General features: G+C 53.0%; 12 protein-coding genes and 2 pseudogenes. 10 read left to right on the plus strand and 4 right to left on the minus strand.

The features are described 5' to 3' along the window. Positions 1-31 precede the first annotated feature (31 nt). The 6 genes and pseudogenes from SD961_RS21705 to SD961_RS11585 all read left to right on the plus strand — a co-directional run. Positions 32-659: pseudogene (locus SD961_RS21705) on the plus strand (DNA translocase FtsK 4TM domain-containing protein); the annotation flags it as partial. A 473-nt stretch (positions 660-1,132) separates the two neighbouring features. Then, a pseudogene (locus SD961_RS11565) lies at positions 1,133-3,628 on the plus strand (DNA translocase FtsK); the annotation flags it as partial. 185 nt (positions 3,629-3,813) lie between these two features. After that, on the plus strand, positions 3,814-4,425 hold the full coding sequence (lolA, locus tag SD961_RS11570) for an outer membrane lipoprotein chaperone LolA (RefSeq protein WP_318790517.1): 612 nt from the start codon (positions 3,814-3,816) through the stop codon (positions 4,423-4,425). Between the two features lie 7 nt (positions 4,426-4,432). Next, positions 4,433-5,776, plus strand: a complete 1,344-nt coding sequence (locus SD961_RS11575; protein WP_318790518.1) for a replication-associated recombination protein A — start codon at positions 4,433-4,435, stop codon at positions 5,774-5,776. Positions 5,777-5,869: 93 nt separating this feature from the next. Beyond that, positions 5,870-7,162, plus strand: coding sequence for a serine--tRNA ligase (gene serS, locus SD961_RS11580; protein ID WP_318790519.1), 1,293 nt, complete (start codon positions 5,870-5,872; stop codon positions 7,160-7,162). Positions 7,163-7,450: 288 nt separating this feature from the next. Beyond that, the gene (locus tag SD961_RS11585; protein WP_318790520.1) at positions 7,451-8,602 is read left to right on the plus strand and encodes an MFS transporter; all 1,152 of its coding nucleotides are present in this window, start codon (positions 7,451-7,453) and stop codon (positions 8,600-8,602) included. A 59-nt stretch (positions 8,603-8,661) separates the two neighbouring features. Here SD961_RS11585 and pflA read toward each other — a convergent pair whose 3' ends face one another. The 4 genes from pflA to ycaO all read right to left on the minus strand — a co-directional run bounded on the left by pflA (position 8,662) and on the right by ycaO (position 14,885). Beyond that, positions 8,662-9,402 (minus strand): pyruvate formate lyase 1-activating protein, encoded by a 741-nt coding sequence (pflA, locus tag SD961_RS11590; protein WP_318790521.1) that lies wholly within the window; start codon positions 9,400-9,402, stop codon positions 8,662-8,664. Between the two features lie 153 nt (positions 9,403-9,555). Beyond that, positions 9,556-11,838 (minus strand): formate C-acetyltransferase, encoded by a 2,283-nt coding sequence (gene pflB / locus SD961_RS11595; RefSeq protein ID WP_318790522.1) that lies wholly within the window; start codon positions 11,836-11,838, stop codon positions 9,556-9,558. Between the two features lie 82 nt (positions 11,839-11,920). Beyond that, complete coding sequence (gene focA, locus SD961_RS11600; protein WP_318790523.1) at positions 11,921-12,772, minus strand: formate transporter FocA; 852 nt, start codon at positions 12,770-12,772, stop codon at positions 11,921-11,923. A 355-nt stretch (positions 12,773-13,127) separates the two neighbouring features. Then, on the minus strand, positions 13,128-14,885 hold the full coding sequence (gene ycaO, locus SD961_RS11605) for a 30S ribosomal protein S12 methylthiotransferase accessory factor YcaO (RefSeq protein WP_318790524.1): 1,758 nt from the start codon (positions 14,883-14,885) through the stop codon (positions 13,128-13,130). A gap of 213 nt (positions 14,886-15,098) precedes the next feature. Here ycaO and serC point away from each other — a divergent pair, with 213 nt between their 5' ends. The 4 genes from serC to rpsA all read left to right on the plus strand — a co-directional run bounded on the left by serC (position 15,099) and on the right by rpsA (position 20,251). Then, positions 15,099-16,184, plus strand: coding sequence for a 3-phosphoserine/phosphohydroxythreonine transaminase (gene serC, locus SD961_RS11610; protein WP_318790525.1), 1,086 nt, complete (start codon positions 15,099-15,101; stop codon positions 16,182-16,184). 82 nt (positions 16,185-16,266) lie between these two features. Beyond that, a complete protein-coding gene (aroA, locus tag SD961_RS11615; protein WP_318790526.1) occupies positions 16,267-17,553 on the plus strand; it encodes a 3-phosphoshikimate 1-carboxyvinyltransferase in 1,287 nt (428 codons plus the stop codon). A gap of 206 nt (positions 17,554-17,759) precedes the next feature. After that, on the plus strand, positions 17,760-18,446 hold the full coding sequence (gene cmk, locus SD961_RS11620; RefSeq protein WP_318790527.1) for a (d)CMP kinase: 687 nt from the start codon (positions 17,760-17,762) through the stop codon (positions 18,444-18,446). A 128-nt stretch (positions 18,447-18,574) separates the two neighbouring features. After that, complete coding sequence (gene rpsA, locus SD961_RS11625; protein ID WP_318790528.1) at positions 18,575-20,251, plus strand: 30S ribosomal protein S1; 1,677 nt, start codon at positions 18,575-18,577, stop codon at positions 20,249-20,251. The last annotated feature ends 68 nt before the right edge of the window (positions 20,252-20,319 follow it).

Consider the following 20,319-nt stretch of genomic DNA (forward strand, 5'->3'; position numbering starts at 1 on the left):
TCCATAGTTTACAGGCACCTGGAGAGTACTCTTGAGCCAGGAATACACAGAAGATAAAGAAGTATCCCTACAACCGCTGAGCAGTGGACGTCGTCTGCTGGAAGCGTTACTGATTATTGTTGCTCTTTTCGCCGTCTATCTGATGGTGGCATTGGTGAGCTTCAATCCTTCCGATCCCAGCTGGTCCCAGACCGCCTGGCATGAACCTATCCATAATGTGGGCGGCGGCGTTGGCGCCTGGCTTGCGGATACCCTGTTCTTCATTTTCGGCGTAATGGCTTATGCCATACCTCCCGTTATTCTTGGGCTTTGTTGGATCACCTTCCGGCAGCGCCATTCTCAGGAATATATTGACTACTTTGCTGTCGCGTTGCGGCTGATTGGCGTACTGGCACTGGTGATCACCTCCTGTGGTCTGGCCGCGCTCAATGCTGATGACATTTGGTATTTTGCTTCGGGCGGCGTGATTGGCAGCCTGTTAAGTAATGCGATGGCACCCTGGTTTAGTGGCGCAGGCGGTACCTTAACCCTGCTCTGCGTCTGGGCGGCAGGGCTGACGCTCTATACCGGCTGGTCATGGCTGACCATTGCTGAGAAGATCGGCGGTGTGGTAATGGGCGTGCTTACTTTCGCCAGTAACCGCACCCGTACCGATGAACGTTGGCATGAAGAGGAAGATGAACAGAGTAGCGAGCGGGCAGAAGATCCGCTTGTTCAGCACGATGATGTGCTGTTCACGGCACCGCGTACAGAGCATAGCGCCGCAGAAGAAGAAAACGATCCTCTGTTTAGCCAGCCAGCTACCGCATCCGCAGGCATTTCTGCGGCAGCGGCAACGTCTTCAGCGGCTCCGGCAGCGGTAACCCCGGCAACGCCTCACTCTGCGGCTTCTTCAGCTACAGCCGAGCCTTTATCTGATGTCGCTCTCTCTGCAGCGCCTGCATTACCGGCCGCCACCGCTCCTGCTGTTTCTCCATCTCTGCAACCGGCAGCGGTAGTTGAAAAGCCTGAGCTTTATCGGTTTGAGATGCCAGCCGGGACGCCAGCGCCTTCAGTACAGGTCGAGGATGAGGATGAAGGGCCGCGGATGGGGAACTGGCGTGATGCCTCTTCTGCATCGCCGTTTGATTTCTCTTCGCAGCCTGCACCAGCCATGGAGACGGCAGCGGGAATGCAGGGCGCGGCCGATGCCGCGAAAGTCGCTGCGGCTTCTGCTCCTTTCATGCCTGGCTTCAGCGCTACCAGCGAGGCAGGCAATCCTCAGGTTAAGCAGGGTATTGGCCCGGCGCTGCCACGCCCTAACCCGGTGAAATTACCTACCCGTCGTGAGCTGGCTTCTTATGGGATTAAGCTGCCTTCTCAGCGTATGGCTGAAGAAAAAGCCAAAGAGCAGGAACAGCAACACGCCTCAGCATCTCCGACAGTTGAGCAACAGGATGCAGCGCAGGACGAACTGCATCTGCGTGAGGCATTCATGACTCAACAGCAGACCCGCTATGGTGAGGAATTTGCGCAAGAGGATGAAGAGGCGTTGCAACAGGCTGCCCTGGCACGCCAGTTTGCGATGCAACAGAATCAGCGTTATGGCGAGGAAGCAGAGCAGGAAACCTCATCTGCCTTTAAGCTGGATACCGCCGGTGCCTTCGATTTCTCTCCTCTTGACGATCTGGTTGATGATGGCCCAACTGAACCGCTATTTACGCTGCCTGCGGAAGCGGCGGCCGAACCGTCGCAATGGCAACAGCCTCAACAGGCTTCTCAGCAACAGCCATCGGTAACGCCTTCGTGGCACGCTTCTCCGGCGCAGCAGCCCGTAGACGTTCAACCACATGTCGGGGCAGCACAGCAGCCTGCTGAAGCGCCGCCGTGGCAGGCTTCTCAGCCACAACCTGAAGTGCATCAGCCAGCCGCTGCGCCTTCGTGGCAGGAGGCTCAGCCTCAGGACGGTACGCAGCTGCCAGCTGCTGCGCCTACGTGGCAGGATGCTCAGCCTCAGGGCGGTACGCAGCAACCAGCCGCTGCGCCTTCGTGGCAGTCACCTCCAGCCGTGCCGGTGCCAGTGGCTGAACCTGAGCCGGTGAAGCCTGCCCATGACAGCCTGTTCCATCCGTTCCTGGTACGCCATGAACAACCGCTGGAAAGGCCCACCACGCCGCTGCCAACGCTGGATCTGCTGACCGCTCCGCCAGCAGAAGCCGAACCGGTAGATATGTTTGCACTGGAGCAAACGGCACGTCTGGTTGAAGCGCGCCTGGGTGATTATCGCGTTAAAGCGGAAGTGGTTGGCATATCACCAGGGCCGGTTATCACCCGCTTTGAGCTTGATCTGGCGCCTGGCGTCAAGGCCGCACGTATTTCGAATCTCTCCCGTGACCTCGCACGCTCTCTCTCCGCAGTGGCTGTGCGCGTAGTTGAAGTGATACCGGGCAAACCTTACGTTGGTCTGGAGTTGCCGAACAAACATCGTCAGACGGTTTACATGCGTGAAGTGCTGGAGTGTCCTCAGTTCCGTGACAACCCTTCACCGCTGGCGGTGGTGCTGGGTAAAGATATTGCAGGTCAGCCTGTGGTTGCAGATCTGGCGAAGATGCCGCACCTGCTGGTTGCCGGTACTACCGGTTCCGGTAAGTCAGTTGGCGTTAACGCCATGATTATCAGCATGCTTTATAAAGCCACGCCGGAAGAAGTGCGCTTTATCATGATTGACCCGAAAATGCTGGAACTCTCGGTCTATGAAGGCATTCCTCACCTGTTAACCGAGGTGGTAACTGACATGAAAGATGCGGCGAACGCGCTGCGTTGGAGTGTGGGTGAGATGGAGCGTCGTTATAAGCTGATGTCCGCACTGGGCGTTCGTAACCTTGCCGGTTATAACGAGAAGGTGGAGCAGGCAGAAGCGATGGGCCGCCCGATCCCGGACCCGTTCTGGAAGCCGGGTGACAGCATGGACGCCACGCCACCGGTGCTGGAAAAACTGCCTTACATCGTGGTGCTGGTGGATGAATTTGCCGACCTGATGATGGCCGTGGGCAAAAAAGTTGAAGAGCTGATTGCCCGTCTGGCACAGAAAGCGCGTGCGGCAGGGATCCACCTGGTGCTGGCTACGCAGCGTCCGTCCGTGGATGTGATCACCGGTCTGATTAAGGCCAATATCCCGACGCGTATCGCCTTTACCGTTTCCAGTAAAATCGACTCACGTACCATTCTTGACCAGGCTGGCGCAGAGTCGCTGCTGGGCATGGGTGATATGTTGTATATGCCGCCAAACTCCTCAATGCCGGTGCGTGTTCACGGCGCATTCGTTCGCGATCAGGAAGTGCATGCGGTAGTGCAGGACTGGAAAGCGCGGGGACGTCCACAGTACATCGAAAGCATCACCGCTGGCGAAGAGAGTGAAGGCGGTGCGGGCCTTGATGGCGATGAAGAGCTGGATCCATTGTTCGATCAGGCCGTTGGCTTTGTGGTGGAAAAACGTCGGGCCTCTATTTCGGGCGTACAGCGTCAGTTCCGTATCGGTTATAACCGGGCGGCGCGCATCATTGAGCAGATGGAGGCGCAGGGTATTGTTTCCTCGCCAGGCCATAACGGCAACCGCGAGGTACTTTCACCGCCGCCGCATGAGATGTAGTGCTGCTGTAAATAACGGGCCGGGGAAACCCGGCCCGTTGAGTTTCGGCACTATGTCCCCATATCTCACTTAATTGCACGAAATATTCAGGCGGATCCCCTGTTGCATTCGCCTGTGCCTGGTTACAGTTATCCTCCGGGCTTACCCGCTCTTCGGGATAGAAAAGTTTTAATAAGGATGCCGTAATGAAAAAGTTAATGATCTCCTGCTCTCTGATTGCCGCTTTTGCTTCCGCCAGCGTGCTGGCTGATGCGTCATCCGACCTGCAGCAGCGGCTGGGTAAAGTAAAAAGCTTCCACGCCAGCTTCACGCAGAAAGTGACCGACGGTAGCGGCCAGTCCGTTCAGGATGGAGAAGGAGAGCTGTGGGTTAAGCGTCCTAACCTCTTTAACTGGCATATGACCGCACCGGATGAAAGCGTACTGATCTCTGACGGTAAAACGCTGTGGTTCTATAATCCGTTTGTTGAGCAGGTCAGCGCTACCTGGCTGAAAGATGCTACCAGCAACACGCCTTTTATGCTGATTGCGCGTAACCAGGGCAGCGACTGGAAGCAGTACAATATCAGGCAGCAGGGTGACAGCTTTGAACTGACACCTAAATCCGCTGACGGCAACCTGAAACAGTTCACTATCAATGTCTCTGGCAACGGCACCATTAATCAGTTCAGCGCCGTAGAGCAGGATGGACAGCGCAGCAGCTATACGCTTAAAACCCAGCAAAATGGAGCTGTTGAAGCCAGCAAATTCCAGTTTACACCGCCAAAAGGCGTGACGGTGGACGATCAGCGTCAGTGAGGTTAGCTTGAGCAATATGTCTCTGGACTTCTCCCACAACGAATTTCAGCCTCTGGCCGCCCGTATGCGGCCACGCACCCTGGCTGAATATATCGGTCAGCAACACTTGCTGGCTGCAGGAAAACCTCTGCCGCGTGCGATTGAGGCTGGACATCTTCACTCGATGATCCTGTGGGGGCCGCCAGGCACCGGTAAAACCACGCTGGCAGAAATTATTGGTCGCTATGGTCAGGCTGATGTTGAACGCATCTCTGCCGTAACCTCGGGGGTAAAGGAGATCCGCGAGGCGATTGAGCGAGCCAGACAGAATCGGGACGCTGGTCGCCGCACCATCCTGTTTGTGGATGAAGTCCACCGGTTTAATAAAAGCCAGCAGGATGCTTTCCTGCCGCATATTGAAGATGGCACCATCACCTTTATTGGTGCTACTACTGAAAACCCCTCTTTCGAACTCAACTCGGCGCTACTTTCGCGCGCGCGCGTCTATCTGCTGAAATCCCTGACCAGTGACGACATCGAAATTGTGCTGGAACAGGCCATGAAAGACAGCGAGCGTGGATACGGTAAGGAGAACATTGTTCTGCCTGCGGATACCCGGCGCATGGTGGCTGAGTTAGTCAATGGCGATGCCCGTCGCGCCCTGAATACGCTGGAGATGATGGCGGACATGGCCGAGGTGAACAGCAAGGGCAAACGCGAGCTGACGGCTAAATTACTTAATGAAGTCTCTGGCGAGCGCAGCGCCCGTTTTGATAATAAAGGCGATCGTTATTACGACTTGATCTCTGCGCTGCATAAATCCGTGCGCGGCTCTTCTGCGGATGCCGCTCTCTACTGGTATGCCCGCATCATCACGGCGGGTGGCGATCCCCTGTATGTGGCGCGGCGTTTGCTGGCAATCGCCTCTGAAGATGTAGGCAATGCGGACCCACGCGCCATGCAGGTTGCTATCTCAGCCTGGGACTGCTTTACGCGCGTAGGCCCCGCAGAGGGGGAAAGGGCTATTGCGCAGGCTATTGTCTATTTGGCATGCGCACCGAAAAGCAATGCTGTGTACACCGCGTTCAAGGCAGCCATGCGCGATGCGCGTGATAACCCCGATTTTGACGTACCTGAACATCTGCGTAACGCGCCCACTAAGCTAATGAAAGAGATGGGGTTGGGGGCAGAGTATCGTTACGCACACGATGAACCCAATGCCTACGCCGCAGGCGAGGATTACTTCCCGCCCGAAATGGCACAAACGCGCTACTACCGACCAACTTCCCGTGGCCTTGAAGGAAAGATTGGTGAAAAGCTCGCCTGGCTGGCTGAGCAGGATCAAAATAGCCCGACAAAACGCTATCGTTGAATGTGACGTTGCGGTAAGGTTAGCAAGGAATTCAACGCATTCGCGCGCCGGATGCGCCCCTCATTCACTCAAAAAAATATTCACAGGACAAGCATGCTCGATCCCAATCTGCTGCGTAATGAGCCAGACGCAGTCGCTGAAAAACTGGCACGCCGGGGCTTTAAGCTTGACGTTGAAACGCTACGTTCTCATGAAGAACGTCGCAAAGTTCTGCAGGTAGAAACGGAATCTTTGCAGGCGGAACGTAACTCCCGATCCAAATCTATCGGGCAGGCCAAGGCGCGTGGGGAAGATATCGAGCCATTACGTCAGGAAGTGAACGCGCTGGGCGAACGCCTGGACGCGGCCAAAGCGGAACTGGACGAACTTCAGAACGCCATTCGTGAAATGGCCTCAGCTATCCCTAACCTCCCGGTTGATGAAGTCCCGCTGGGTAAAGACGACAGTGAAAATCTGGAGATCAGCCGTTGGGGAACGCCGCGTGCCTTTGATTTTGCCGTGCGTGACCACGTAGAGCTGGGCGAAATGGCTTCCGGCCTGGATTTTGCCATGGGTGCTAAACTCACCGGTTCACGCTTTGTGGTGATGCAAGGGCAGATTGCGCTGATGCATCGTGCCCTGAGCCAGTTTATGTTGGATCTGCATACAGAGCAGCATGGTTACCTGGAAACTTATGTGCCTTATCTGGTGAACCATACCTCTTTGTACGGTACCGGTCAGTTGCCTAAGTTTGGTGAGGATCTGTTCCATACCCGTCCGCTTGAAGAAGAGGCCTCCAGCAGTGATTATGCGCTGATCCCAACTTCTGAAGTGCCGCTGACCAATATGGTGCGTGATGAGATCCTTGAAGAAGAGTCTTTGCCGCTGAAGTTCACCGCTCATACGCCTTGCTTCCGTTCTGAAGCGGGCGCCTATGGTCGTGATACTCGTGGGCTTATTCGTATGCATCAGTTCGACAAGGTTGAGATGGTGCAGATCACCCGCCCTGAAGAGTCCATGGATGCGCTTGAAGAGCTGGTGGGCCACGCTGAGAAAGTATTGCAGCTGCTGAACCTGCCTTACCGTAAAGTGCTGCTGTGCACCGGCGATATGGGCTTTGGCTCCTGCAAAACCTACGATCTGGAAGTCTGGCTGCCAGCCCAGGATACCTATCGCGAGATCTCTTCCTGTTCCAATATGGGTGATTTCCAGGCGCGTCGTATGCAGGCTCGCTGCCGCAGTAAAACCGAGAAGAAACCCCGTCTGGTGCATACTCTTAACGGCTCTGGCCTGGCTGTAGGCCGTACGCTGGTGGCAGTGTTGGAAAACTATCAGCAGGCTGATGGACGTATTGCGGTTCCTGAAGTGCTGAAGCCTTATATGAAAGGCCTGGATTTCATCGGCTAACGTCTGATTTTTACTGCTAAAAACCTGTGGACAAGCCGCAGGTTTTTTTTTAACTATCAAAAAGAAATGTTATCGACAGCAAACGGGCTGTAAAGGCTAAAAGCCTAATTTTTCATTAAGATAACAGGTTGCCGCTGCGAATAATCCTATCTTCTAAGTTACTGTAGATAAAAAAATTAAATCGGTTCACAGCAAATTGTGCTGCGGTAAAAGGTGTGCCGTTGACAATATTTTTGCTGATGGCATTATTCGCGCAAAATCTTCTCCTCCCTGGTATTCCCACTAAAAATGTCCATCTGGTCACGCCCTGTTATTGTGCTGCTTTGCGGCCTTTTGCTGATGACGGTTTCTATTGCCGTGCTGAATACTCTGGTTCCGCTCTGGCTGACCCATGATCTGTTGCCTACCTGGCAGGTTGGCGTCGTAAGCTCTTCTTATTACACCGGAAACCTGGCCGGAACGCTGCTGGCAGGCTGGACAATAAAAACGCTTGGCTTTAATCGCAGTTATTATATCGCTTCAATACTGTTCGCCGTAGCGACTGCGGCGCTGGGGCTGGAGAGCGGTTTCTGGGCCTGGACGCTGTGGCGGTTCGTTGCCGGTATCGGTTGTGCTGTGATCTGGGTGGTAGTGGAAAGCGCGCTGTTATGCAGCGGTACGCTTCGCAACCGTGGGCAGCTGCTTGCCGCCTATATGATTGTTTATTACCTCGGCACCGTAGCGGGCCAGCTGTTAGTAAGTAAAGTTTCTACAGATTTGCTGCATGTATTGCCGTGGGTAACGGGCGTGGTGTTGGCGGCTCTCCTGCCGCTGGTTTTCGCCAGGATCACTGCGAAAGGTGATGACGAAGAAGCAGCGCCTGGCCGCATGTGGCCAATGTTGCGCCGCCGCACTGCGAGACTGGGCATTAATGGCTGCATTATTTCAGGTATTTTGCTGGGATCGCTGTATGGTCTGATGCCGCTTTATCTGTCTCACCAGGGCATGAACGATGCCACAGTGGGATACTGGATGGCGCTGATGGTCAGCGCTGGTATAGTGGGGCAGTGGCCGGTAGGGCGACTGGCCGACCGCTATGGCCGCCTGCTGGTATTGCGCGTTCAGGTCTTTGTGGTGATCCTGGGTGCCATTGCGATGTTGGGTAACGCCGCTATGGCTCCCGCTCTGTTTGTGCTGGGCTGTGCTGGTTTTACGCTTTATCCGGTGGCAATGTCATGGGCTTGCGAAAAGGTTGCGCACCATGAGCTGGTGGCAATGAATCAGGCTTTACTGCTGAGCTACACCATTGGCAGCCTGACAGGCCCGGCTATGACCTCTGTGCTGATGCAAAACTACTCCGATCGCGTGCTGTTTGTGATGATCGCTGCGGTCGCATTTATCTACCTGATGATGCTGTTACGCAAAGCGGACAAGCAGGCCACACCTGTGGCTCATGCCTGATTGACAGACGAAAAAAATGGAGCCTTCAGGCTCCATTTTTTTATTCAGTCGCTGATAATTCAGTACATCACTTTATGGCCGTAACCTTCCAGGATGCCTTTAACGCGATCCATGGTCTCTTTTTTCGGGGGATGGACGCCATCCAGCTTATATTCCTCGCCCATTGCCACCCATTTATGTTTGCCAAGTTCGTGATAGGGCAGCAGCTCGATTTTTTCCACGTTACCCATATCACGGGTAAACTCACCCAGACGATGGGCTGAATCATCGTCATCGGAATAGCCCGGCACCACAACATAGCGGATCCAGGTGCGGATTTTCTTCTTAGAGAGATAGCGGGCGAAATCCAGCGTGCGATGGTTGGATACGCCAACCAGGATTTGATGCACTTCATCGTTTATCTGCTTGAGATCAAGCATCACCAGATCGGTAACTTCAAGCAGTTCATCAATTACCGGATCGTAGCGGCGGACAAAGCCGTTGGTATCCAGACAGGTGTGGATGCCTTCCGCATGGCAGGCACGGAACCAGTCCCGGACAAACTCAGCCTGAAGAATGGCCTCACCTCCGGAAGCGGTGACGCCGCCGCCAGAGGCATTCATAAAGTGCCGATAGGAGACAACATCCTTCATCAGCTCTTCAACGGTAATCTCTTTGCCGCCGTGCGTATCCCAGGTATCGCGGTTATGACAATAGAGGCAGCGCATCAGGCAGCCCTGGAAGAAGGTAATAAAACGGATGCCGGGACCGTCAACGGTACCGCAGGATTCGAATGAGTGGATGCGACCTTTGACTGACATTGCGATGAATTCTCCACGGTAGACCCGCCATCAGGCAGGTACGCAGTCTTTAAGCTGCGTTAAGTCTGTTTTGCCAGCCTCACCAAACCGGTAGGGCTGGCAAACAAGACTTGTGAGGCTCCACCGAAGTGGAGCCTCTGATAACTCAGAAAATTACATGCTCTGAGTAAAGGTACGGGTAATCACATCCTGCTGCTGCTCTTTGGTTAAAGAGTTAAAGCGAACGGCATAACCTGATACGCGGATAGTCAGCTGTGGATATTTTTCAGGATCTTCCATCGCCTCCAGCAGCATCTCACGGTTCATGACGTTGACGTTCAGGTGCTGACCGCCTTCAATACTGGCTTCGTGGTGGAAGTAACCATCCATCAAACCGGCCAGATTCGCTTTACGTACATCATCATCTTTACCCAGCGCGTTTGGCACGATGGAGAAAGTATAAGAGATGCCGTCTTTTGCGTAGGCAAACGGCAGTTTAGCCACGGAAGTCAGAGAGGCGACAGCTCCTTTCTGGTCACGGCCGTGCATAGGGTTGGCACCTGGTCCAAACGGTGCGCCAGCGCGGCGGCCATCCGGAGTGTTACCTGTTTTCTTACCATACACCACGTTAGAAGTGATAGTGAGCACCGACTGGGTTGGTACCGCGTTACGGTAAGTCTGCAGTTTCTGAATTTTTTTCATAAAACGTTCGACCAGGTCGCAGGCGATATCATCCACGCGCGCATCATTGTTACCAAACTGCGGGTATTCACCTTCAATTTTAAAGTCTACTGCCAGACCATCTTCATCGCGAATGGTGGAGACTTTGGCATATTTAATCGCGGAGAGAGAGTCCGCCGCTACAGAAAGGCCCGCAATACCACAAGCCATAGTGCGATAGACGTCGCGGTCATGCAGCGCCATCAGCGAGGCTTCGTAGCTGTATTTGTCATGCATATAGTGAATGATATTCAGCGCGGTCACGTACTGCTTAGCCAGCCAGTCCATAAAGTGATCCATGCGCTCCATCACTTTGGTGTAGTCCAGCACTTCGTCCATCATTGGGGCTTCTTTCGGACCCACCTGCATTTTCATTTTTTCATCCACGCCGCCGTTAATAGCGTAGAGCATGGTTTTTGCCAGGTTAGCGCGGGCGCCAAAGAACTGCATCTGTTTGCCGACGATCATTGGGCTGACGCAGCAGGCGATGGCGTAATCATCATTGTTAAAGTCAGGACGCATCAGATCATCATTTTCATACTGCACGGATGATGTATCGATAGAGACTTTAGCCGCAAATTTTTTGAAATTCAGCGGCAGCTTTTCAGACCACAGGATGGTCATGTTCGGTTCCGGAGAAGGCCCCATAGTGTAGAGGGTATTCAGGAAGCGGAAGCTGGTTTTAGTAACCAGAGTACGACCATCAACGCCCATACCGGCCAGCGATTCTGTGGCCCAAATCGGGTCGCCGGAGAAGAGTTCATCATATTCAGGGGTGCGCAGGAAACGAACCATACGCAGTTTCATCACCAGGTGGTCAATTAACTCCTGCGCCTGCAATTCGGTGATTTTGCCCGCTTTCAGGTCACGTTCAATGTAGATGTCCAGGAAGGTTGATACACGACCAAACGACATCGCCGCGCCGTTCTGAGATTTCACCGCCGCCAGATAGCCGAAGTAGGTCCACTGCACCGCTTCCTGAGCCGTGGTAGCGGGGCCTGAGATATCGCAGCCATATTTTGCCGCCATCTCTTTAATCTGCTGCAGCGCATGATGCTGATCGGCAATCTCTTCACGCAGGCGGATGGTGGCTTCAAGGTTCACGCCATTTTCCAGATCGGCCTGCAGCGAGGCGAACTGTGCAAATTTGTCCTTCATCAGCATATCAATGCCGTAAAGCGCCACGCGGCGGTAGTCACCAATGATACGACCACGACCATAGGCATCCGGCAGACCAGTCAGTATGCCAGATTTACGGCAGCGAAGAATGTCCGGCGTATAGACGTCAAACACCCCCTGGTTATGGGTTTTGCGGTAATCGGTAAAGACTTTTTTCAGACCCGGGTCCAGCTCACGGCCATACACTTTACAGGAGCCTTCCACCATTTTGATGCCGCCGAACGGAATCAGACCGCGTTTCAGCGGAGCTTCAGTCTGCAGGCCAACAATGGTTTCCAGACTTTTATCGATGTAGCCCGCATCGTGAGAGGTGATAGTAGAGGCAAGGTCGGTATCAAAATCAACCGGCGCATGGGTACGGTTTTCCAGCTTGATGCCTTCCATCACCTTATCCCACAAGGCGGTAGTGGCTTCAGTAGCACCGCTCAGAAACGCTTCATCGCCTTCATAGGGGGTATAGTTTTTCTGAATGAAATCACGCACGTTGACGCTGTTCTGCCATTCGCCCTGTGCAAAGCTTTCCCAGGCCGCAACCTGTTTTTCGTTGTGCTCGCTCATTTGATACCTACCTTAATTACGTGGAGTTCTGTCGTTCCTGCCGCTGTGTTAAGCCGCAGGTGCTTAATCAGGAGAACTTTAATCAGTGCTGGTCGCCGTCGCGCAGATAGATAACCCAGTAGGTCAGTCCTACCAGGAACCCTCCGCCGATGATATTGCCGATAGTGACGGGGATCAGATTATCGGTGATAAAGTTGCCGACGGTCAGATGTGAAAATTGGGCAGCCGTTGCGCCAGTAGCCTGCCAGAATTCGGGGCCAGAGAAGTCGCGGATGATAATCGCCAGCGGGATAAGAAACATATTCGCGATGCTGTGCTCAAACCCGCTAGCGACAAACATCGCAACCGGAAGCACCATCGCCAGCATTTTGTCAGTGAGAGTACGACCGGAATAACTCATCCAGATCGCCATGCAAACCATCAGATTAGCCAGCGTCCCCAGGCAAACCGCTTCAATAAAAGTATGGTGCATTTTATGGTCAGCCGTTTGCAGAACATTTAACCCCCATGCACCATTGGCTGTCATCGCCTGGCCGGCAAACCAGATCAGGGCAACAAAAAACATCGCGCCAAAAAAATTGCCCACATAAACGTTGATCCAGTTACGCGCCAGCTGAGCCCAGCTGATGCGTCCGCTGGCTTTTGCCACTATGGTCAGGACGGTGGAGGTAAAGAGGTCGGCACCACAGACCACTACCAGCATCAAACCCAGTGAAAAACAGATGCCGCCTGCCAGTTTGGTCAGGCCTGAAGGCACTGAACCGGTCGTTGCGGTGATATAGAAGACAAAAGCAATGGAGATAAAGACGCCAGCCGTGATGGCCAGGAAAAAGGTGGTGAAGGGTTTTTTGGTTGCTTTATAGACGCCAGCTTCTTCGGCTATTTTAGCCATCTCAGACGGGACGATTAAGTCAAACGGGTTGCCAGCTTTCACACTAACTACTCCCAAAATTAGTCAACGACGAGATACTAACAAAGGAGTATAGGTTAGAAATTGATATGGATCATATTGGTTCAGAGTAGTGGGCGCCAAATACCCTTATTTTGTAAGGTTTTAACTTTATCTTTTTGATATTTAATGGATAAATACTTTTTAAAAGTCTAAAAATAAGTTGAAAAAGGCACAGGATGCGCCTTATTAAAGCCCGGTTATCAGCTTGATTGTTTCTGGAAGGTTAAGGAACTTATAAAAACGAATTTTCAATTCACCTTTCATTAACTTTTGATGAAAGGTTTTAAAAAAGACAGGCAAGCGGTCGGCTAAATGAATCACCGACCGCCTGAAGAAGTTACTTCCAGTTAAGGCGTTTGGCCTGCTGGAGTTTCTCATAGGCTGCCAGTAGCGACTGATGAGCAGGGAAGGCCATCAGATCTTCATCAACAGTTTGCAGGCCATAGAAAGGCGTTTCACCGCTGATGGCGGCAGAGGCCGCTTCTACCGCATCCAGACCGTACATGCGGACAAATGCAGTATGGTATTGTACCGGATCGCGCTCTTCTTCCTGACTTAACAGCAGCAGGGTTTGCAGGCAGCGATAATAATTTGCGCGGGCTGGGGTGAAGATTGAGCTGTTGAACTCCATGGTCCACTCGGTCCAGATCAACGCCTGGTCAAGGTCGCCGCCAGCCAGCGCCAGCATCGCTTTCAGCTCGCCGATACGCAGAGTATACCAGCCATTATCTTTCCCCGTCGCCAGGCCAAGCAGTTCACGAACGCGGGTAAAGTCGTCGTGACCATCTTCATCCAGCCGCTCGATCAGCGCCAGATAATCTTCCTTTTCCCACTGCGTTTCGGGCAGGGAGAGCAAGGTTTCGCGCAGATAAGCGCCCATGCTGTTATTCGCCAGCAGCAGATCTTCAGCAGGATAGATGTCAGACATCCCCGGCACGATGATACGGCAGGCATAGACGTCCAGATGCTGGTAATCGGCAATGTACACTTCCCGATCTTCCGCTTTGAAAATCGCCATCAGTGTGGCGAATTCTTCCTCGGTCGTGCCGCTGAAGCGCCAGTCCACAAAGGAATAGTCAGCCTCATCTTTGAACATATCCCAGGAAATAAGGCCGCTTGAATCGATAAAGTGCGTTTCCAGATTGGCATGCTCTGCCACCTCTTCATCGTCAAACGTAGGCGGCGTAAAGACATCCAGATCTTTCAGGCTGCGGCCCTGCAGCAGTTCAGTCACGGTACGTTCCAGCGCGACGCCAAAGTCCGGGTGCGCGCCGAAGGAGGCGAAGCAGGTGCCGTTTGCCGGATTAAACAGCACCACGCAAATCACCGGATAGTGGCCGCCCAGGGAAGCATCATAAGAGAAAATGGGGAAACCTTCGGCTTCCAGTCTGGCAATAGCCTCCACCACGCCAGGGTAACGATTCAGCACCGCCTGCGGGATCAACGGCAGGCTGATGGACTCCGCAATGATCCGATTTTTAATGTAACGTTCAAAGACTTCAGAAAGCCCCTGCACGCGAGCTTCGTTAGCGGTGTTCCCGGCAGACATCCCGTTAGAAACGTAGAGATTGCCAATGATGTTCATCGGGATATAGACGGTTTGCAGATCGGACTGACGGGTGAAAGGCAGGGCGCAGATCCCACGATCGGCGTTGCCGGACTGCAGATCGATCAGATCGCTGGCGCTGACTTCCTGTTCAGGGTCGTAAAAAGCTTTCAGGCGCTCATCCAGGATACCGGCAGGCAGGCTGTCATCTTCCGGCAGGGGGAACCATTTTTCGTTGGGATAATGAACAAAATCACCGTTAGCAATTTTGTTGCCCAGCCAGAAATCGGCAAAAAAGTAATTAGTGGAAAGGCGCTCGAAATATTCGCCCAGCGCAGAGGCCAGGGCAGCTTTTTTGCTGGCGCCTTTACCGTTAGTAAAACAGAGCGGGCAGTCACGGTCGCGGATATGTACCGACCAGACATGAGGAACCGGGTTCAGCCAGGAGGCTTCTTCAATATTAAAGCCCAGATCCTCTAATTTTTGCTGAAAGCGTGCGATGGAGTCTTCCAACGCGGCGTCTTTGCCTGGAATATACGTTTGCGTCATAGTGCCCACTTGTTTTGGGTTGTGCAGAAAGGGCGCAATGATACGGGGTTTCTTCTGGATTCGCTATGCGAGGGGGGAAATTCCTGCCTGCTCCACAGCGCATCTTTCCGCAACTGGTCGGCTGACCGGATAAAACATTGCAGCCAGAGAAGGGCAATGATAAAACCGATAGCTGAATCGACATCGATTGAACTGAGAAAGTGGTGAGGGGAAATGAGTCAGGTTTTCAATTTTAGCTCCGGCCCGGCGATGCTGCCGGCAGAAGTTCTGCGTCGCGCTGAACAGGAACTGCGTAACTGGCAGGGCCTGGGAACCTCCGTTATGGAGATCAGCCATCGCAGCAAAGAATTTATGCAGGTAGCTGAAGAGGCTGAAAAGGATTTTCGCGACCTGCTGAAAATCCCTTCGAACTATAAAGTCCTGTTCTGTCACGGTGGCGCGCGTGCGCAGTTTGCCGCTATTCCCATGAACCTGTTGGGTAGCAAGACCACTGCCGACTATGTTGATGGCGGTTACTGGGCACACAGCGCAATAAAAGAAGCGCTGAAATATTGCACGCCAAACGTCATTGAAGCGAAAACCACGGTTGACGGCCTGCGAGCTATCACCCCGATGAGTAGCTGGGCCCTTTCTGACGACGCGGCCTATGTCCACTATTGCCCGAATGAAACCATTGACGGCATCGCCATTAATGAAGAGCCAGATTTCGGCGATAAAGTAGTGGTGGCCGATCTCTCCTCAACCATTTTGTCCACGCCTCTGGATATCAACCGTTACGGTGTGATTTATGCCGGCGCGCAGAAAAATATCGGTCCTGCCGGCCTGACGCTGGTTGTGGTACGTGAAGATCTGCTGGGCAAGGCGAAAAAAGAGCTGCCTTCCATCCTGGATTATCAGGTGCTCAACGACAATGATTCGATGTTTAATACGCCACCAACCTTTGCATGGTATCTCTCTGGTTTAGTCTTTAAATGGCTGAAAGAGCAGGGTGGCGTCAGTGAGCTCGACAAGCGTAACCAGGCTAAAGCAGACCTGCTGTATGGCACTATTGATAGCAGCGATTTCTACCGCAACGAAGTGGCTCTGGCTAACCGTTCACGCATGAACGTGCCTTTCCAGCTGGCGGATGCCGCTCTGGATAACACCTTCCTGGAGGAATCTTTTGCCGCCGGGCTGCATGCGCTGAAAGGCCACCGTGTGGTGGGCGGAATGCGCGCCTCAATTTACAATGCGATGCCGCTGGAAGGCGTGCAGGCACTGACTGATTTCATGATTGATTTTGAGCGCCGCCACGGTTAAGCACCCGGCGCTGGCGTTTAAAGTCTGAAACCCTGCGAAGCTGCGGGGTTTCATTGCATTTTATATGGAGAATATGTTTCACATGCAGGAATCCCTGACCTTACAACCTATTGCGCTGGTAGACGGCACCGTTAATCTGCCCGGCTCGAAAAGCGTTTCTAACCGCGCTTTACTGCTGGCAGCACTGGCAAAAGGCACCACGCGTCTGACCAACCTGTTGGACAGCGATGATGTACGCCATATGCTGACGGCGCTGAAAGCGCTTAACGTCAGCTTTACGCTCTCACAAGACCGGACTGTCTGCGAAGTGGTGGGTCAGGGCGCTCCTCTGCATGCAGAAGGCCCAACAGAACTCTTTTTAGGCAATGCGGGAACGGCCATGCGCCCTCTGGCCGCGGCACTTTGCCTGGGTGGGAACGATATTGTGTTGACCGGTGAGCCACGGATGAAAGAGCGTCCAATTGGACATCTGGTTGATGCATTGCGTCAGGGTGGGGCTGAAATCGACTACCTTGAGCAGACTGATTATCCCCCTCTGCATCTTAAGGGCGGCTTTACAGGTGGCGAAGTCTCAGTGGATGGCAGCGTTTCAAGCCAGTTCCTTACAGCGCTACTGATGACCGCGCCGCTGGCACCGAATGACACCAAAATTGTTATTAAAGGCGATCTGGTTTCAAAACCCTATATAGATATCACGCTGAACCTGATGCGGACCTTCGGCGTGGAAGTCGTGAACGACAGCTACGGCGTGTTTCAGATTAGCGGTAATCAGCACTATATTTCGCCGGGAGACTATCTGGTGGAAGGCGATGCCTCTTCTGCCTCCTATTTCCTGGCGGCGGCGGCCATCAAGGGCGGAACGGTAAAAGTAACCGGTATTGGCCGCAACAGTATGCAGGGTGATATTCGCTTTGCTGACGTACTGGAGAAAATGGGTGCAATCGTTGAGTGGGGCGATGACTATATTGCCTGTACCCGCGGTGAACTGAACGCCATCGATCTGGATATGAATCATATTCCGGATGCCGCGATGACTATCGCTACCGCAGCGCTGTTTGCCAAAGGCACCACGGTGATGCGTAACATCTATAACTGGCGCGTGAAAGAGACGGACCGCCTGGCTGCGATGGCCAATGAACTGCGTAAGGTAGGCGCTGAAGTTGAGGAAGGGCACGATTACATCCGTGTGACGCCGCCTGAAACGATTAAGTTTGCTGAAATTGGCACCTATAATGATCACCGTATGGCGATGTGTTTCTCGCTGGTGGCGTTGTCCTCCACGCCGGTAACCATTCTTGATCCAAAATGCACGGCAAAGACTTTCCCCGATTATTTTGAGCAGCTGGCCCGCATCAGCAAACTGGCATAAATCTGCAAAACCGCTGCATTTCGGTGCAGCGGATTGCGAGCTGACTCACGTCCTGCAAGGTTTCTCCCTCCTGAAACACGCTATTTCATCTGATTAATTTGATCGCGACTATGCTTAAAGGGTAACGATCGTAGCTATAGCAGCGTATAATGCGCGTCGATATTTGTCTGAGCAGGCAACAGGCATTCCACCGACAGGAGAACGACATGACGGCTATAGCCCCGGTGATCACCATTGATGGCCCAAGTGGTGCGGGTAAAGGGACCTTGTGTAAAGCGATGGCGGAAGCCTTGCAATGGCACCTTCTGGATTCGGGCGCGATTTATCGCGTACTGGCGCTGGCCGCTTTGCATCATCAGGTGGATATCACTTCTGAAGAGGCATTAGTGCCGATAGCGGCGCATCTTGACGTTCGCTTTGTCTCTACCGGGGGAGAAATGCAGGTCATCCTGGAAGGGGAAGATGTAACGAGCGAAATTCGCACTCAGGATGTCAGCAACACAGCCTCTAAAGTAGCGGCTTTTCCCCGTGTACGCGAAGCTCTGCTTCGTCGCCAGCGCGCCTTCCGTGATGCGCCAGGCTTAATTGCTGATGGGCGTGACATGGGCACCGTGGTCTTTCCGGATGCGCCAGTAAAAATCTTCCTTGATGCCAGTTCGGAAGAGCGAGCGCACAGGCGTATGCTACAGTTGCAGGAAAAAGGCTTTAGTGTTAACTTTGAGCGCCTTTTATCTGAGATAAAAGAACGTGATGATCGCGATCGTAATCGCGCCATTGCGCCGCTGATACCGGCAAACGATGCGCTGGTGCTGGATTCAACCAGCATGTCAATTGAGCAAGTTATTGAAACTGCGCTCAATTATGCGCGTAAAACGTTATCGTTGCCGCAGTGAAAACAGGGCCTCAGGGCCCAACAGAATCCTTTAACCCTTTGATATGGACGTCATGGGGCATGTGAAACAACCCCACCCGGCAGGATGTCAGGTGGACGTTAAATTGAAGAATCCATAAGATTATCAATATGACTGAATCTTTTGCTCAACTCTTTGAAGAGTCCCTGAAAGAAATCGAAACCCGTCCGGGTTCCATCGTTCGTGGTGTTGTTGTCTCTATTGACAAAGACATCGTTCTGGTTGATGCGGGCCTGAAATCTGAATCTGCAATTCCTGCAGAGCAGTTCAAAAACGCAGCTGGCGAACTGGAAATCCAGGTTGGCGACGAAGTTGACGTAGCTCTGGATGCTGTAGAAGACGGCTTCGGTGAAACTCTGCTGTCCCGTGAGAAAGCTAAACGTCACGAAGCTTGGATCACGCTGGAAAAAGCTTATGAAGAAGCTGAAACCGTTACCGGTGTTATCAACGGCAAAGTCAAGGGCGGCTTCACTGTTGAGCTGAACGGCATTCGTGCGTTCCTGCCAGGTTCCCTGGTTGATGTTCGTCCAGTGCGCGATACGCTGCACCTGGAAGGCAAAGAGCTTGAATTCAAAGTCATCAAGCTGGATCAGAAGCGTAACAACGTGGTGGTTTCACGTCGTGCGGTTATCGAATCCGAAAACAGCGCAGAGCGCGATCAGCTGCTGGAAAACCTGCAGGAAGGCATGGAAGTTAAGGGTATCGTTAAGAACCTGACTGACTACGGTGCATTCGTTGATCTGGGCGGCGTTGATGGCCTGCTGCACATCACTGACATGGCATGGAAACGCGTTAAGCATCCAAGCGAAATTGTCAACGTTGGCGACGAAATCACTGTTAAAGTGCTGAAATTCGACCGCGAGCGTACCCGTGTTTCTCTGGGTCTGAAACAGCTGGGCGAAGATCCATGGGTCGCTATCGCTAAGCGTTACCCGGAAGGCACCCGCCTGACTGGCCGCGTGACCAACCTGACCGATTACGGCTGCTTCGTTGAAATCGAAGAAGGCGTTGAAGGCCTGGTACACGTTTCAGAAATGGATTGGACCAACAAAAACATCCATCCGTCCAAAGTTGTTAACGTTGGCGATGTTGTTGAAGTTATGGTTCTGGATATCGACGAAGAACGTCGTCGTATCTCCCTGGGTCTGAAGCAGTGCAAATCTAACCCATGGCAGCAGTTTGCAGAAACCCACAACAAGGGCGACCGTGTTGAAGGTAAAATCAAGTCAATCACTGACTTCGGTATCTTCATCGGCCTGGACGGCGGCATCGACGGCCTGGTTCACCTCTCTGACATCTCCTGGAACGCTACCGGAGAAGAAGCAGTGCGTGAATACAAGAAAGGCGACGAAATCGCTGCTGTTGTTCTGCAGGTTGACGCAGAGCGCGAGCGCATCTCCCTGGGCGTTAAGCAACTGGCAGAAGATCCGTTCAACAACTACATCTCTCTGAACAAGAAAGGTGCTATTGTTAACGGTAAAGTAACTGCTGTTGACGCGAAAGGCGCTACGGTTGGACTGGCAGACGGCGTTGAAGGTTACCTGCGCGCTTCTGAAGCTTCAGTTGACCGCGTTGAAGATGCAACTCTGGTTCTGAATGTTGGTGACGATGTTGAAGCCAAATTCACCGGTGTTGATCGTAAAAACCGCGTTGTTAGCCTCTCTGTACGTGCTAAAGACCAGGCTGACGAGAAAGAAGCCATCGCTACTGTTAACAACACTAAACAGGAAGACGGTAACTTCTCTAACGCTATGGCTGAAGCATTCAAAGCAGCTAAAGGCGAGTAATTGCTTTTGCAACAGGGCAGTGCAAGCTGCCCTGATATAGCCGATACTGTCAGAGCTTTTCCAACAGG

Source organism: Erwinia sp. MMLR14_017, from assembly GCF_033657285.1.
Taxonomy (GTDB): Bacteria; Pseudomonadota; Gammaproteobacteria; order Enterobacterales; family Enterobacteriaceae; genus Erwinia.

Excerpts from the sequence above, each read along its gene's own strand:
- aroA (WP_318790526.1), top strand. The coding sequence starts at position 16,267 with ATGCAGGAATCCCTGACCTTACAACCTATTGCGCTGGTAGACGGCACC.
- ycaO (WP_318790524.1), bottom strand. The coding sequence starts at position 14,885 with ATGACGCAAACGTATATTCCAGGCAAAGACGCCGCGTTGGAAGACTCC.
- serC (WP_318790525.1), top strand. The coding sequence starts at position 15,099 with ATGAGTCAGGTTTTCAATTTTAGCTCCGGCCCGGCGATGCTGCCGGCA.
- serS (WP_318790519.1), top strand. The coding sequence starts at position 5,870 with ATGCTCGATCCCAATCTGCTGCGTAATGAGCCAGACGCAGTCGCTGAA.
- SD961_RS11585 (WP_318790520.1), top strand. The coding sequence starts at position 7,451 with ATGTCCATCTGGTCACGCCCTGTTATTGTGCTGCTTTGCGGCCTTTTG.
- rpsA (WP_318790528.1), top strand. The coding sequence starts at position 18,575 with ATGACTGAATCTTTTGCTCAACTCTTTGAAGAGTCCCTGAAAGAAATC.
- pflB (WP_318790522.1), bottom strand. The coding sequence starts at position 11,838 with ATGAGCGAGCACAACGAAAAACAGGTTGCGGCCTGGGAAAGCTTTGCA.
- cmk (WP_318790527.1), top strand. The coding sequence starts at position 17,760 with ATGACGGCTATAGCCCCGGTGATCACCATTGATGGCCCAAGTGGTGCG.
- lolA (WP_318790517.1), top strand. The coding sequence starts at position 3,814 with ATGAAAAAGTTAATGATCTCCTGCTCTCTGATTGCCGCTTTTGCTTCC.
- pflA (WP_318790521.1), bottom strand. The coding sequence starts at position 9,402 with ATGTCAGTCAAAGGTCGCATCCACTCATTCGAATCCTGCGGTACCGTT.